This window comes from Novosphingobium sp. ZW T3_23 (genome assembly GCF_044987305.1).
Lineage (GTDB): Bacteria > Pseudomonadota > Alphaproteobacteria > Sphingomonadales > Sphingomonadaceae > Novosphingobium.
The window spans coordinates 1-15222 of the sequence record NZ_JBJDRF010000036.1 but is presented as its reverse complement, the minus strand read 5'-3'; the positions used below and the strand labels follow the sequence as shown (position 1 = coordinate 15222).

The window sequence follows — 15222 nt, the reverse complement described above, 5'->3', positions numbered from 1 at the left end:
GTGCGCCGGCACGCCCTTGCACTCTGCCTGCCTGCGCTGCTGGCCGGATGCAACATGGCGCCCGCCTATGTACAGCCGGAGCTACCGGTTCCGACCGCCTATCCGGAAACGACGCCTGTCTCAGGCGCGCAGGCCAGCGCGATCTCATGGCACAGCTTCTTCGGCGATCCTCAGCTTCAGGCCTATATCGGCTCGGCGCTGGAAAGAAACCGCGACCTTGCGGCCGCCGCCGCACGCATCGCGCAGGCAGAGGCGCAGTACAGGGCTCAGGCCTCGGCCCGGCTGCCCAACGTCGATGCCGGTGCGAGTGCCGGGCGCTCGCGAACGCCGACGGCCATCGGCCCGCAGACCATCAGCGCTTTCCAGGTGCAGTTCGTCGTCTCCAGCTTCGAACTCGACCTGTGGGGAAGAGTGGCCAATCTCACGGAGGCGGCGCGGCGGAACTATCTGGCGACCGTCGATGTGCAGAGGGCCTTGCGGCTCACCCTCATCCGCGACGTGGCCACGGTCTATTACGCCATTCGCGCGGGCGAGGCGGGTATCGACGTGGCGCAGCGCACGCTGGCCAGCCGCCGGAAATCGGGGGAGATCGCCAGACTTCGCCTGGACGCAGGAGTCACCTCGAAGGTCGACTATCAGCAGGCGATGATCCTGATCACGCAGGCGCAGACGCAACTGGCGGATTTGCAGCGCACGACGGATCAGCAGCGCAACCTGCTCCTGCTTCTGGCCGGCGGCCCCATGGCGCAGCCGCTTCCGGATGGATATGGCATAAACGATGCGCACCAGCTGACATTGCTGGACGCTGGATTACCTTCTTCGCTGCTGACGCTTCGCCCGGATATCCTGGCAGCGGAAGAACAGCTTCGCGGTGCCAATGCCAATATCGGCGCGGCCCGCGCGGCGTTTTTCCCGACCATATCGCTTACCGGCATGGCAGGGTTCCTGTCTCCGCAGCTTGGCAACCTGTTCGATGGAGACAGCGGCAGCTGGGCCTTCGGTGGCGGGGCGGGCCTTCCGCTGTTCGACTTCGGGCGCCGCCGCGCCCAGCTGGCGCTAAGCAAGGCGCGCCGGGACGAACTCGTCGCAATCTATCAACGCACCGTGCAGCAAGCCTTTCGCGAGGTGGCCGACGGGTTGGTGGGGCGCCAGCGCCTGCAGGAACAGATCGCCGCCCAGCAGCGCGCGGTGCAGGATCAGCGCGTGTTGGCGGAAACGGCCGAGCTTCGCTACAGCAGCGGCGTCTCGGTCTACCTCGAAGTGCTCGATGCGGAGCGCAATCTCTTCACGGCGGAACAGCAGCTTATCCTGCTTCGCGCGGCGGCGCTGCAGAACGACGTTGCGCTCTATGCAGCGTTAGGCGGCGGGAGCATCTGACGTGGTCGTACAGCTGCCGGTCTCGCGCGGGAAATTCGCGCTCCCCGTCCTTACCGCCATCGTCGTGGGCTCCATGGTGGGCGGCGGCATATTCACCCTGCCGGGATCGCTGGGGCGGGTAGCCGGGCCGCAAGGCGCCATTCTGGCTTGGGTTATAGCCGGGGCCGGGATGTTCGCTTTCGCCCGCGTCCTGCAATTGCTGGCACTGCGTTTGCCTGAGCTTCACGGCGGCATCTACATCTATGCGAGAGAGGGTTTCGGGAACTACGTGGGCTTCCTCTCGGTATTCGGCTACTGGCTGGCCGGTTGCCTGGGAAACTGCACCTATTGGGTAGTGATAAAGGCGACGCTGGGCGCCTATCTCCCGGTTTTCGCCGGAGGCCACAACGTCGCTTCCATCGCCCTTGCCTCGGCGGGCATCTGGACGGCGCACTTCATCATGTTGCGGGGGCCTCCGCAAAGTGCGATGGTCAATCTGGTTTCCACAATCGCCAAGCTCGTCCCGCTCATCGTTTTCCTGTTCGTCCTGGCGGCGGCGTGGAATTTGGAGGTCTTTCAGGCCAATCTGCAAGACAGTGTCGGCGGAACCGGCCTTGGCCAGCAAGTCAAGGCGACGATGCTCGTCACCCTCTACACCTTGCTTGGCGTGGAAGGCGCAAGCGTCTATTCGGCCTTCGCCAGGCGGCGCGCCGATGTCGGCCGGGCCACGTTGCTCGGCCTGCTGGTGGTTACGATCATTCTCGTCCTGGTGACCGTGATGCCCTACGGCGTGATCGCACGCTCCGAACTGGCCGGTATCCGCCAACCATCGATGGCAGGCATATTGAGCGCCGTGATCGGACCCGCCGGAGGTGTGCTGGTCGGTGCCGGATTGATCATTTCGGTATCGGGCGCCTATTTCGCCTGGACCATGATCTGCGCGGAGGTGCTGTTCGTTGCCGCCCATCGCGGCGACATGCCGAAGATCTTCAGACAGGCGAACGGCAACCACGCCCCCGTCGCGGCTCTTTTTGCCAGCAACCTGGTGGTTCAGGCCATGATGATCGCGACGTACTGGTCATCGGCGCCCTATTACATGATGTTGCAATTGACGAGCGAGATGTCGCTGATCCCCTTTCTGCTCACGGCGCTGTTTGGCACCGGTGTGCTGTGGCGCGAAAGAACACGAGGTCTTCACCGGGCCAGGCGCCCTGCAAATCTCATCATAGCGATCTGCGCCGTGGTTTACACGTTACTGCTGGTCTTTGCAGGTGGGTCACGCGCAATAGCAAACACCGCGATTTTCTATTCCATCGGAACGTGCCTCTATATCATCGCCAGCAAGGAGCAGCACCGACGCGTGTTCAACATCTGGGAAAAAGCGATCTTCGCGGGCACACTGATCATCGGCGCATGGGCGGCTGGCGATCTGATACAAAACGGACTGCCAGTGCCCAGCCTTGCCGAATTCAGATCGTAAGACAGGCACGGAAGCTCCGTTCTCGCGGCTACGGGCGATTTTGATGCCCAGCCCGCCGTGAAGAATATCGAGCAGCGGGCCAGCATTGCTGAAGATCGCAAAAGGCGCATGGCCGAACGCCAGCGTTTACCGTTGCAAGCCTTCAGCTGATCAGTACCGCCGGGTTGCGAGATAGGCGCGCGACGTGGCGATTTGCCCAGCTTCATTGCGAGAGTCGTACTCAAACCAGATCAGGTTGGTCTCGGGGCCCGATCTCTTTACGTAAACCGTTCCATCCGGTTCCAGGGTCACGTCAAGTTCGGAAGCGAATTTCTGAGGGGTATGAACTGCGACGAGCCGGTCGGTCAAAGCGAAGACACTAATCGCGATGCCGATCGTGGGATCGCTATAGACGAAATTAGCCAGCGTATACCGCGTCGGGGCATAAGGCAGCCAGTCGGGAACGGCGATGAAGCTACCCGTCGCCGTGTCCGGACGCGGGATTTCTTCGAACTCCGCAAACGCCTTCATCAGCGCGTCGACGGTTAAGGCGTCCAGCCTTGCGGCGTCCGAAGGGCGGCAACTGCTATTCGAGAATTGCCATTTCAGTTCGGGGAGCACCGTTAACCGCATGTCGTATTCAATCGCTACGATGCGATCGGGGCCGGTCAGGTGGCGGTCCACAGCTTGGCCGAAGCGTGCGATGAGTTGCGCGCCGGCGCACCTACCTTCGGCGTCAGTCCGCGTAGCGATTTTCGAGCGTTCAAGTATCTGTCGCACGGAGGCGGCGTCGTTTAAATCTACTGGTCTGAGCCCGAGGTTTCTACCAGCTATGAGTAAAGCCTGTGCCCGGTTTGATGCCCAAGCGTGGGCGTGATGGCAACAAGCGGGTTTGGGGTTAACCCCCAACCCGGTTTGCCGACTGAACTGGCTCCTATCTCGGCCGGGGTTCTGTTCCCCAGGCTCGAGTGAGGCCGGAAGTGGTTGTAGTCGTGCCGCCATTCCGCCAGGATCTGGCGAGCATGGCCAAGGCTGGAGAACAGCGTCTCGTTCAAGCATTCGTCACGCAGTCGAGCGTTGAAGCTCTCGATGAAGCCGTTCTGCTGCGGCTTGCCTGGCGCAATGTAGTGCCCCTCGATGTCGCGATCCCGCGACCATCGCAGGATAGCCATACTGGTCAGCTCGCTGCCGTTATCACTGACCACCATGGCTGGCTTGTCCTGACGCTCGAGAATGGCGAGCTCGAGTTCGCGGGCAACGCGCAAGCCTGAGATCGAGGTGTCGGCGACGAGAGCCAAACACTCCCGGCTGTAGTCATCGACCAGAGCGAAGATCCTGAACCGGCGCCCACAAACGAGGGCGTCGGACACGAAGTCGAGGCTCCAACGCTGGTTCGTCCCCTGAGGGATCGCCATGGGTGCCCGCGTGCCCAAAGCCCGTTTGCGTCCACCGCGCCGGCGCACCTGCAGGCGCTCCTCGCGATACAATCGCCGGAACTTCTTGTGGTTCATCGTCCATCCTTCACGGCACGGCAGCCAGTGCAAGCGGCGATAGCCGAACCGACGCCGCTGCCCGGCCAACTCGCGGATGCGTACCCGTGCCGCAGTATCGTCCGACGGGTGGCTGACGTAGCTCACGCTCGTTCGATCCACGCCCAGAGCCTCGCAAGTCAGGCGCTGGCTCACCTCGAAGACTTCCTGGAGGTGAGCCACCGCCTGACGCTTCGCTCCAGGCGTCAGAACTTTTTTAGACCGATCTCCTTGAGCATGGCGTTATCCAGCATCGCGTCGGCCAGAAGACGCTTCAGCCGAGCGTTCTCCTCTTCCAGCGAGCGCAGCCGTCGGGCCTCGGAGACATCCAAGCCACCATACTTGGCCTTCCACTTTTAAAACGTCGCTGAGCTGACCCCGTGGCGGCGGCACACATCCGCCGTCGCCATTCCAGCCTCCTGCTCCTTCAGCACGCCGATGATCTGCTCTTCTGTGATCCGAGCGGTGCCAAGACGTAGACCCGATCATAGGTCTTCGACTGGGCTGCGTAGATCGTCTCCGCGTAACAGGGACAGCCAATCACCATGCTTTTTGAACCGTACGATCTGGGTACTATCACCCTCAAGAACCGCATCGTCATGGCCCCAATGACCCGCGCTCGGGCATTGGACGCCGTGCCGGATGATCTTACCGTACTCTATTACAGCCAGCGTGCGACCGCTGGTTTGATCATCAGCGAAGGCGCGCCCGTCTCGATCGAAGGCTGCGGCTATCTCTTCAATCCCGGGCTATACACGCCGGCGCAGGCAGCGGGCTGGCGCCGCGTGACAGACGCAGTGCATGCCGAGGGCGGTCGGATTTTCGCGCAGCTCTGGCACGTCGGCCGCGTCTCGCACGTCTCGCTCCAGATCAATGGCGCGGCACCGGTGTCCTCCGCTGCGACATCCGGCACCAACGTCTGGGCTTTCGGCCGCGACGAGGCCGGGAACGCAGCGACGCTCGCGGCAAGCCCGCCGCGCGCGCTGGCAACCCGCGAGGTCGCGCGGATCACGCATGATTTCGTCCGCGCGGCCCGCTTGGCAATCGACGCCGGCTTCGACGGAGTCGAACTACACGGCGCCAATGGCTATCTATTCGAGCAGTTCGTCAATGGCGCCCTCAACCGACGCACCGACCGCTATGGCGGATCGATCGAGAACCGCCTGCGCTTCATGCTCGAAACGCTTGACGCCATTAGCGCAGAAATCGGCAGCGACCGAGTGGGAGTACGTGTATCACCGTTCGGGCGCCTGTACGGCATGGAGCCCTATGCCGACGAGGCGGAAACTTGGGTAACGCTGGCGGCGGAATTTGAGCAACGCAAACTGGCTTATGTCCATCTCAGCGACCAGCTGACAATCGGTGCCGAGAAGATGCCCGAGGGCTTTGCGCATACATTTCGCAAGACTTATACCGGAACCCTGATCGCTGCCGGCGGATTCGTGAAAGAGACCGCGGAGCAGGCGCTCCAGTCCAGCGATCTTGATCTGATCGCCTTCGGTCGTCCGTTCATCGCGAACCCCGATCTGGTTGAGCGGATGCAGAACGATCAGCCGATTAACAGCCCTGATCGCGCGACATGGTACGGCGCGTCGGGTGAACGGGGCTATACCGATTATCCGACCTGGGCCGAAAAGAAGGTCGAGCAGGATGCCTAACACCGGTACGCCAGCGAGGCTCGCCTTTTGCCCCTGCTCGACATCGAGGAAATCCGACAATTGCGCATCCGGTATGCCCATTGTCTCGATAGCGCCGATTTCGAAGGGTTGGAGCAGGTGTTCACCGCAGATGCCGTGGTGGCGGTGACGACCGGAGAGATGGTCGGTCTCCCCGCCATCAAGGCCGGTTTAGCCGAAGCATACCGGCTCTATGATCGCGACGGGCGCAAGCATTACCCCTTCGTCCATGCGATCACCAACCACGAGGTCAGTGTTACTGGCAGCGAGGCGACTGGGCGTTGCTATTTGATCGATTTCGAGACCGCGTCCAAGCCGGATCCCGCCCCCCTCCTTTTGCTCGGCATCTATGCAGACAAGTATCGCCGGGTAAGCGGCGCTTGGCGGATCGCGGCCACTCGCCTCGACGTCGTGTGGGGCGGCTGATGGCGTACGCTTGAACGTCCGGGCGAGGCTGCAAGCCATGCTGTGTACACACCGCCCCACCCGCTCCCAAGATTTCGTCCGCCGACAGATTACGAGCGAACGATTGCCCACGAGCGCCCCCATACCCTTTTACAGGGCCGGACCATCAGATCCCGGCGGCCTTGTTGCGACTGATTTGCAAATAGGCTATCGATCCCGTGCTATGCGCTGAGCTTTCTGAGCGAGCCGCTCGTTTTCTAAAATTTCGCTATAACCGGCTACCTGAAGATGAACTGGACGTCCCATCCCACACCCCACATCCTGCTCAGCGGCGGGCATGCAGGGTTTGATGAGGAAGAGCGAGCGGTGGAAACGCTGGAAGGAGGCATCAAGCTGGCCTTCCTGATCGAAGGCAGCTTTACACTCGATGTAGACGGTGCCGGGCCGCAGATACAACGCGCGGCTGAAACCAGTCTGTTCATCAGTAGCCGCCCTTGGCAACTCGATCACAGTTTTGAACAGGGCTGCCGGCTCCATTATCTCACACTGTTTGTGGACGCTGCTCTGGTCAGCGACGTGTTTGATGGCGATCTTCCTGACGCGAGAGACGTACGGCACATTCGCCGTGCGACCCCGTTGGCGATGGCCAGCGTGGCGAACTCCATCCTGCACGGCCCGTTCAACGGCGCTGCCGGTCGCCTGCATTCTGCCGGCAAGGCGCTGGAGCTGGCTGCATTGGCGATCGACCTGCTGGGATCATCGGCTCCGGCACGTGAAGTGGCGCTTGCCAGTGCGGCTGAGGCGAAGCGTATCCGTGAACTGCACGCCTATCTGCGCGAAAACTGGCGCGATGCGCCGACTCTCGATGTCCTCGCCCGGCGGTTCGGATTTGGCTTGCGCACAATGACCGCCGGCTTCCGGAGGCTGTATGGGTACTCGATCAGCGAGCATCTGCGCGAACTGCGCCTTCGCGAAGGCTGGCGGCTATTGGATGCGGGAATGTCGGCGACGTTGGCAGCCGAAGCCGTGGGTTACACGCTGCCCCACTTTACCACGGCCTTTGCGCGCCGCTTTGGCGTGACGCCCGGAACGATCGCCCGCCATGGGACGCAGGGTATGAAAATCTGAAAATTCCCGCCGTAAATCGAAAAGACACGGCGAACTTGAAGAGGTAGGGGCAACCCTATTGATAATCGTTCGCATAAATGGGGTTTTCCGAGATGTCCGCTTCCTTCCGAACAGCGCTTCGCGCTGGCTGCGCGCTTGCCTGCCTGTCCGGTGCTCTTTCATCCGCATCGGCGCGGGCCGAAGAAGCTAGTGACGGTAGTTCGGCATCGGAGATTGTCGTCACAGCCGCCTTGCCCGAAGGTGTCGGCGTTGGCACCAAGCTGCCGCTTACGATCGCGGAAACACCGCAGACCATCAGCATCATCACGCGCGTGCGTCTCGACGAACAGCGCCTCATCACGCTTGACGACGTGATGAAGAACACGCCGGGCGTCACGGTGCAGCCGGGCACGCGGTTGCGCACCGCTTATTACTCGCGCGGCTTCGTGATCGACACACTCAATTTCGACGGCATCCCGACCTCCGGATGGAATGAGGCGGTGAATACCGAGGACATGGCGATCTACGAACGGGTTGAACTGCTGCGCGGCGCCAGCGGCTTGCTGCAGGGCACCGGTAATCCATCGGGAACGATCAATCTCGTGCGCAAGCGTCCCGGACGGGATCTCAAGGCAGAAGCGACCCTTAGCGCCGGCAGCTGGAACAACTACCGCGCAGAGGGCGACATCTCGATCCCGCTTACCGCTTCAGGCGATCTGCGCGCGCGGATGGTGGGCGTCGCCGAAGACCGGGACTATTTCTATGACAACGGCCACCGCCGCAAGTTCATGGCCTATGGCACGCTCGAATGGAACGTGACGCCGGACACGGTGCTGGCAGCGACGATCAAGTGGCAGGACGTGCGCGACAAAGGCATATCCATGGGCATACCCCGCTATGCAGACGGTGGAACGCTGGCCATCCCCCGATCGCGCAGCACTGCGGCGGATTGGTCCACCCGAGACTGGAACAACGTGCAGATGTTCGCCGAGCTGCGGCATAATTTCGGTGGAGACTGGGAGGGCAAGCTGGCGGTCAGCCGGATCGTCGGTGACAGCGACATGACCTATGCCGCCGCGTACGGCGCGGTTAGCCGGACAACCGGGCTTGGCCCCATCGTCTATGGCGGCGCCTATGATTTCCGCAACCGCGAGACGGATCTGGACGGCTATGTCTCGGGCGGGTTCGATCTGTTCGGCCAGCACCATCAGGTGATCCTTGGCGCGAACTACTGGGACGGGCGAACCCGGCAAACCTCGTACAGCCTGCCGGGCCTCGGCCAGTCGGTGGATCTGTTCTCCGACAATCCGATCACCGTTGCCGAGCCGGCGACGAAGACCTGGGCCGGTGTGCAGACTACCAACACGAAGCAATATGGCGGCTATGCCGTGCTGCGGCTCAAGCTGGCGGACCCCTTGACCCTGATCGGGGGCGGCCGGGTCAGCTGGTGGGAAACCGAGACGATCCGGCAGGCGACCATCGGCGGCCCGCTGACACCGACCGGCGCTTACAAGGTCAGCCGCGAGTTCACGCCCTATGGCGGCCTCGTCTGGAAAGTGGGCGGGCCTTTCAGCCTCTATGCCAGCTATGCCTCGATCTTTGCGCCGCAAAACTATCTCACCTATGAGGGCGATGTCCTCGATCCCGTTACCGGCAGCAACATCGAGGCGGGCATCAAGGGCGAATGGCTGGGCGGCAAGCTCAACGGGTCGCTGGCGCTGTTCCGCATCCACCAGTCGAACCGTGCACAGCTCGACCCCGACCATCCGTGCGTCACCGGATCGACCTGCGCATACATTGCCGACGGCAGGGTTTCCAGCAAGGGTATCGATGCCGAACTGCAGGGCGAACTGACACGCGACTGGACGATTCAGGCAGGCTACACTTATGTCGACACTGAATATCTGCGCGATCGTACCGCCACAGGCGCCGCCAGCAGCAGCGAGGGCACCGCGTTCGCCTCGTTCACGCCGCACCACATGGTGCGTTTCTGGACGCATTACCGACCGTCTGCGATGGAGGGCAAGCTGGGCCTGGGCCTCGGCGTGAACTGGCAGAGCAGCTATTACCTCGTCAGTTCGGGTGTGAAGATGACTCAGGGCGCCTATGCCGTGGTGGGCCTGCGCACCGATTATGCGATCACTCCCAAGGTCGATCTTGGCCTCAATGTCGATAACTTGTTCGATAAGCGCTACTTCGCCTCGATCGGCGGCACTCAGTGGAACAACTGGTACGGCGATCCGCGCAGCGTAATGGCCACGCTCCGGGTCCGGTACTGAAGTGGGGGTCACCGTCTTCCCTGCCGTCGAGACGCTGGTCCGTCTGGATGCTGCCGGGCGCGCCGCGTGCCCGCTGCCCCGCACTCCCGAGGCGTGGCGGGAAATCAACCGGGCGACGGGTGAACGCATCGTCGGAATGGCGACGCCGGTCGATCCGACAGATTTGCACCCCGACACATGGGAAATGCACCCTGATGGGGACGAGGTACTTTTCCTGCTCGACGGTGCGATCGATGTCGCGCTTGCCGGAGAAGGCGAGACGCAGACCGGTCTGGTGTCTCTGGCCTCAGGGCAGGGATGCGTGGTCGCGCCGGGCACCTGGCACCGCCTCCTCTTGCGCGAGCCGTCGCGGTTGCTGTTCGTGACTCCTGCGGGAGGCACCCGGATGCGGCCTTGCCGAGACGTCTCGTGAAACTGCGGCCGACCTTATGGAAGGCGCATCGCTGGATCGGCCTTTTCTGTCTGCTGCCGATTACGCTGGTGCTGCTCAGCGGCATCGCGCTCCTGCTCCTGCCACCCTGGGATGCGGCCTATACCTCGCCTACAGCGCCTGCGGGCATCGATCGCGCGCTTGCCGATGCGGGCAGAGCAGTGCCCGGTGCCGAGGTACAGTTGGCATTGCCGCCTGCGTCGACCGGCGCCGGTTGGACGATCGTCCTCAATGGGGCCGACCATATGTCAGGGACCGTACTTTTCGATGGCGACAGCGGGGTGATCAGCACCCCGACCAGCAACGGCAGTTCGCCCCGCACCCGGTTGCTCGATCTGCATAACGCCTTGCTGCTGGGAGCGGGCGGCAAGATCCTCGTTCTGCTGACCGCTTTCGGCGTGATTGTGCTGGCGGTGTCTGGGTTCGTAATGATGCGTGGGCGGCTGCGGGTATTGAGACGGAAGCCCTGGCATGGTGCTTCGCCTTCCGTTTCCCTGCACAAGTGGGCCGGACTGGTCGGCATGGCGATGCTGCATCTATGGGCGACGAGTGGCACACTTCTGCTGGGCTTCAAGATGCTGAGCGGACGCAGGCCCGCGCCATCAGCGGTGGCTGCCTCGGAATCGCCCCCGCGTGTCGCTCTGGCGGCCCGAACTGCTCTGACTGCAAAGCCGGGGACGGAGATCATGGGTATCATGCCGGGGGACGGCAGCGGGCCGGTAACCGTCATGTTGCTGGATCGCTCGGCGTGGTCCTGGGCAAAGTCCAGCTCACTCGCTTTTGACCCACACAGTGGCACTGTCCTACCCGATCGCCCGCAGCCGGGCTTCATGAAAGTGATGATCGCCGCCAAGTCCCTGCATATCGGACTATGGAGCAGCGGTGTCGTGCGTGTCATCTATCTGCTGCTGTCCCTGCTCCCTGTTACGCTTGTCGTTACCGGAACCCGCCTCTGGCTGGCCCGTCGACCGCTACGCCGCAAAGCAATCGAAAGACTGTCCTGATGCCGTTTATGCCGCTTTCGCGCGACCTGCGCCTGCTCTGCGTCATCGGCTTGCTCTATATAACGCAGGGCATACCGATGGGGCTGGCGATGGAAGCCCTGCCCACGCTTCTGCGCCGCGACGGCGCTCCCCTTAGTGCGCTGGCCTTCCTACCGCTGGTAGGTATTCCCTGGATCATCAAATTCCTGTGGGCGCCATGGGTCGATAATCACTGGTCCCCGCGTCTCGGCAAGCGGCGTAGCTGGATCCTGCCGATGCAGGGCGTAATAGTAGCCTGCCTTCTCGCCGCCGCCCTGGTAGGCTTCGAAGCGGCGGGCTCACGCATCGCCATCGCCCTTTTCACGCTCGCTTCGCTGGCATCGGCAACGCAGGACACCGCTACCGACGGGCTGGCCGTCGAGAATTTCTCAGGTCCGATGCTGGCGCGGGCCAATGCGGTTCAGGTCGGTGGCACGATGGTGGGCTTCTTTCTGGGCGGTGGTGGTTTCCTGATCATTTCCGGACTGTTTGGACGCACGGTTGGTATGGTTGGCTTGGCCGGTATTGTCGCGATGGCGCTGCTGCTGGCAGCGCTGTGGCACGAGCCGCAGGCACCGCGGGAGCAGGCCCGAGAATCTGCAAGCCTGAAGCGGTTTCTGCGTCGTCGGGGAGCCTTCCGCATTCTCGCGCTGGCGCTGCTGGTTGCCATGAGCGCCAGTGCCACCTTTGGCTTGTTCAAGCTGCTTCTGGTCGACCGGGGGTGGAGCATGGAGGCTATCGGTCTGGTCGGGACGACGGGCGGCGCGGTGACGATCCTGATCGGTTGCGGCGGGGGCGCGTGGCTGTTGAACAGGGTGGGATTGCGATCGCTGCTGACGGCAGCGGGGGTGTGCCTCGTCGTATCCGCAGCGACATGGGCGCTCATTGGATCGGGCGTGATTGCGCTGTCGATGCCGTTGGTTCTCGTCGCTGTGGTCGCCGGATCCATCGGCAGCGGCGCGGGCTCGGTGGGTGCGATGACCTGGGCTATGCACTTTGCATCACAATCCCATCAGGCCGGCACCGACATGACGGCGGTACAGAGCATGCGCGATGCGGGAGAGATCGGCGCGGGCGTGGCAGGCACCGCGCTTGCTGCCTCGTTGGGGTATGGCATCGCCTTTGCCATGCCGGTATTCCTTGCGCTGTCCTTGGTCTTGGTCGTGTTTACCCGCAGCAACGATAATAGGGACGTTCCGCCTCCACGATCGAAATAGCACCTGTCAGGCAAGCGTTTACCGACCACTTCCGCCCTACCACGACGTTCAGCGGCGATTATCGAGTTAGCTGCGGACCGTCTGCTTCTCAATCCAGCATACGCAAGCAGGGCCAACGAGCCCGAGAGAACGCATGCTTGTTCACATCAACGGCGGTCCCAACCCTGGGATTTAAAGCGCCCCGAAAACTAGTGGCAGTGCCGCGTGAGATCGCGGGCAGAATTAACCACATGCCTCCGTCGATATGGGCACGAAAATTGAAAGCGAAGTTCATGGCTCTGCTGACGCGTCAGACTTCACCTGATTTTCAAATTAGCTCGACGCGGTGCTGGATTGGAGAGCGTTAAATATATTCGGTTGTCACGCGAACGACGGCCGAGCATGATCGCAAATGGCGGACAGGCCCAAATGGGCGAGTCCATGTGCATGATCTATTTCCTGTGCCGTCTCTGCGCGATAATCTCGTCAGCGGTTGAGCGCGCTCCCTCCCACAGAATTCCGTTTGATGAGTGCCAACCCGGTTCGGCTTGCATTCCGAAAAAGGAACAGCGAGTATGACCGTTCACAGCCGTCACGAGCCGAACAGCTCGGGCAGGATGGGCACGCCGCCCCTTGAGATCACCTCTCCCGGAGGAAGCCGTAATCCTCGGCTACTTGCGTTTGTACGCGTTCTCGCCCGGCAGGCTGCTCGAAAAGCCTATTTCAATGAGCTGACGGAGCGCCACCCACCTGACTCCTGATGCTGGAGGTCTTGCTGTGAAGGTTGCCATCTACGCCCGCTATTCGTCCGATAACCAGCGTGACGCGTCCATCGCGGACCAGTTGCGGATCTGCCGACTGCACGCCGAAAAGTCGGGCTGGCAAATCGTCGAGGAATATACGGATCACGCCATATCCGGCGCCTCGTTGCTGCGTCCCGGCATCCAGGCCTTGATGGCAGATGCGGCTCGTGGCCATTTCGATCTCGTGCTCGCGGAAGCCTTGGATCGTCTGTCCCGCGATCAGGAGGACATAGCTGGCCTGTTCAAAAGGATGGCGTACGCCGACATCAAAATTCTCACACTCTCAGAAGGCGAGATAACGCACCTTCACATCGGTCTGAAGGGGACAATGAACGCGCTGTTCCTCAAGGACCTTGCCGACAAAACGCGCCGTGGTCTACGTGGCCGCGTGGAGCAGGGCAAATCCGGCGGTGGCAACGCATATGGCTACGACGTTGTGAAGGCTCTCGATGATCACGGAGAACTTGCCCGAGGGGCTCGCACTGTCAATGAACCCCAAGCCGAGATTGTTCGACGAATCTTCCAGGAGTACTGCGCCGGAAAATCGGGGCGAGCCATCGCCGTCGATCTGAATGAGGAAGGCATACCCGGTCCAAGCGGAGGGGCTTGGGGCTTTTCCACAATCAGCGGCAATCCCAAGCGCGGAACTGGGATTCTCAACAACGAGCTCTACATCGGAAAGCTTATCTGGAACCGCCAGCGTTTCATCAAGGATCCAGACACGGGAAAACGTCAAGCTCGACCGAACCCCGAAAGCGAGTGGATCACTCAACCCGTCCCTGAACTACGCATAATCAGCGATGAGCTCTGGGAATTGGCCAAGGGCCGACAAGCATCATTGGCGCTCGAAGTTGTCGATGGTGTTGTCGACAGGAGCCGACCTCGCAACAGAGCTAAGTACATGCTGTCGGGCTTGATGCGCTGTGGTTGCTGCGGGGGAGCCTACACGCTCGTTTCGTCGATCCATCTCGGCTGCGCCTCTTCTCGGAACAAGGGAACGTGTCACAACCGTGCGACCATCCGTCGAGACAAACTGGATAGCCGCGTTCTGCATGCACTCCGCCATCATCTGATGGATCCTTCCCTCTTCGCAGAATACTGCGAGGAGTTTACCCGGGAGATGAACCGGCTCCGAAAAGACGCTGGCAAAGCCATCGCTGCTGCACAGACAGAGGTGAAGAAGATCGACCGCGATCTCGACAAGCTGGTCGACACGATCCTGCGCGGCGCAAACGCGGAGAAGATCAACCAGCGCATGCTCGTGCTTGAAGCAAGGAAGCGTGATCTTGAGGCCCAACTCACCGCAGCGAAAGAACCGACACCGATCTTACACCCCAGCATGGCTCATCATTATCGAGAGCAACTGGACACCCTTGCCAGCGCGTTATCTGAGGCGGACGATTGCAATCGCCTCAACGCTGAGGAGATCATCCGCTCCTTGATAGAAAGAGTGATTCTCACCCTCGAAGGCGACGAACTCGTGGTTGAGGTTCAAGGCGACCTGGCCGGAATCCTGACAATCGCAGCACAACGCAAAAAGCCCGCTAGAAAGGCGGGTTCTAAGAAGGGGGCGAAGTCTGCCGATATTTTGCAATTTGCTTTGGTTGCGGGGGTAGGATTTGAACCTACGACCTTCAGGTTATGAGCCTGACGAGCTACCGGGCTGCTCCACCCCGCGTCACCATTGGGGCTGATGTTTTCAGCCCGGAAGCGTGTTTGTTTTCCGTTCCGACTGCGCCGGACTGGACGGCGGGCTGCTCCACCCCGCGTGCGGCTTTGTTGCGTTCTTTTGGAACGCGAAGAGGGCCTGCGAGGGCCCTCTTTTGGGGCACAGTTGTGCCCTTTGTCATTGTGATGGGTTTTTATCGGCACGCCGGCTTCAATGCCTGGCGACGTCCTACTCTTCCAACGCTTGAGCGTTAGTACCATTGGCGCTGTCAGGTTTCACGGCCGAGTTCGA

Annotated in this window: 11 protein-coding genes, 1 tRNA gene and 1 pseudogene; 10 read left to right on the top strand and 3 right to left on the bottom strand. The window is 61.7% G+C overall.

Annotated elements, in window-relative coordinates:
* Together ACI3K3_RS17270 and ACI3K3_RS17265 are read left to right on the top strand one after the other, a co-directional pair.
* Positions 1-1377, top strand: a complete 1377-nt coding sequence (locus tag ACI3K3_RS17270) for an efflux transporter outer membrane subunit (protein WP_404915861.1) — start codon at positions 1-3, stop codon at positions 1375-1377.
* 1 nt (position 1378) lies between these two features.
* On the top strand, positions 1379-2836 hold the full coding sequence (locus tag ACI3K3_RS17265; protein WP_404915859.1) for a basic amino acid/polyamine antiporter: 1458 nt from the start codon (positions 1379-1381) through the stop codon (positions 2834-2836).
* Between the two features lie 150 nt (positions 2837-2986).
* Here the strand turns inward: ACI3K3_RS17265 and ACI3K3_RS17260 are convergent, their stop codons facing one another.
* Both ACI3K3_RS17260 and ACI3K3_RS17255 read right to left on the bottom strand, forming a co-directional pair.
* Positions 2987-3499 carry a hypothetical protein gene (locus ACI3K3_RS17260; protein WP_404915857.1) on the bottom strand — a complete coding sequence of 171 codons (513 nt, stop codon included), beginning with the start codon at positions 3497-3499 and terminating at the stop codon, positions 2987-2989.
* 254 nt (positions 3500-3753) lie between these two features.
* Positions 3754-4802 (bottom strand): annotated as a pseudogene (locus ACI3K3_RS17255) (IS3 family transposase); the annotation flags it as partial.
* 87 nt (positions 4803-4889) lie between these two features.
* On the opposite strand from ACI3K3_RS17255, the gene ACI3K3_RS17250 reads away from it, so the two are divergent.
* The 8 genes from ACI3K3_RS17250 to ACI3K3_RS17215 all read left to right on the top strand — a co-directional run bounded on the left by ACI3K3_RS17250 (position 4890) and on the right by ACI3K3_RS17215 (position 14907).
* Positions 4890-6002 carry an alkene reductase gene (locus tag ACI3K3_RS17250; RefSeq protein ID WP_404915855.1) on the top strand — a complete coding sequence of 371 codons (1113 nt, stop codon included), beginning with the start codon at positions 4890-4892 and terminating at the stop codon, positions 6000-6002.
* Between the two features lie 27 nt (positions 6003-6029).
* Positions 6030-6446, top strand: coding sequence for a nuclear transport factor 2 family protein (locus ACI3K3_RS17245; RefSeq protein ID WP_404915853.1), 417 nt, complete (start codon positions 6030-6032; stop codon positions 6444-6446).
* A gap of 267 nt (positions 6447-6713) precedes the next feature.
* Complete coding sequence (locus ACI3K3_RS17240) at positions 6714-7553, top strand: helix-turn-helix domain-containing protein (protein WP_404915851.1); 840 nt, start codon at positions 6714-6716, stop codon at positions 7551-7553.
* Positions 7554-7783: 230 nt separating this feature from the next.
* Positions 7784-9811 (top strand): TonB-dependent siderophore receptor, encoded by a 2028-nt coding sequence (locus ACI3K3_RS17235; protein ID WP_404915849.1) that lies wholly within the window; start codon positions 7784-7786, stop codon positions 9809-9811.
* 1 nt (position 9812) lies between these two features.
* Positions 9813-10223 (top strand): cupin domain-containing protein, encoded by a 411-nt coding sequence (locus tag ACI3K3_RS17230; protein ID WP_404915847.1) that lies wholly within the window; start codon positions 9813-9815, stop codon positions 10221-10223.
* Positions 10220-11245: a PepSY domain-containing protein gene (locus ACI3K3_RS17225; RefSeq protein ID WP_404915845.1), complete on the top strand. Its 1026-nt coding sequence runs from the start codon at positions 10220-10222 to the stop codon at positions 11243-11245. The genes ACI3K3_RS17230 and ACI3K3_RS17225 overlap by 4 nt, the downstream gene beginning before the upstream one ends.
* Positions 11245-12480 (top strand): RhtX/FptX family siderophore transporter, encoded by a 1236-nt coding sequence (locus ACI3K3_RS17220; protein WP_404915843.1) that lies wholly within the window; start codon positions 11245-11247, stop codon positions 12478-12480. The genes ACI3K3_RS17225 and ACI3K3_RS17220 overlap by 1 nt, the downstream gene beginning before the upstream one ends.
* Before the next feature lie 756 nt (positions 12481-13236).
* Positions 13237-14907, top strand: a complete 1671-nt coding sequence (locus tag ACI3K3_RS17215) for a recombinase family protein (protein WP_404915925.1) — start codon at positions 13237-13239, stop codon at positions 14905-14907.
* Here the strand turns inward: ACI3K3_RS17215 and ACI3K3_RS17210 are convergent.
* Positions 14864-14940, bottom strand: a tRNA-Met gene (locus ACI3K3_RS17210). The two genes, ACI3K3_RS17215 and ACI3K3_RS17210, sit on opposite strands and share 44 nt — an antisense overlap.
* Between the last annotated feature and the right edge of the window lie 282 nt (positions 14941-15222).

Excerpts from the sequence above, each read along its gene's own strand:
- ACI3K3_RS17220 (WP_404915843.1), top strand. The coding sequence starts at position 11,245 with ATGCCGTTTATGCCGCTTTCGCGCGACCTGCGCCTGCTCTGCGTCATC.
- ACI3K3_RS17250 (WP_404915855.1), top strand. The coding sequence starts at position 4,890 with ATGCTTTTTGAACCGTACGATCTGGGTACTATCACCCTCAAGAACCGC.
- ACI3K3_RS17240 (WP_404915851.1), top strand. The coding sequence starts at position 6,714 with ATGAACTGGACGTCCCATCCCACACCCCACATCCTGCTCAGCGGCGGG.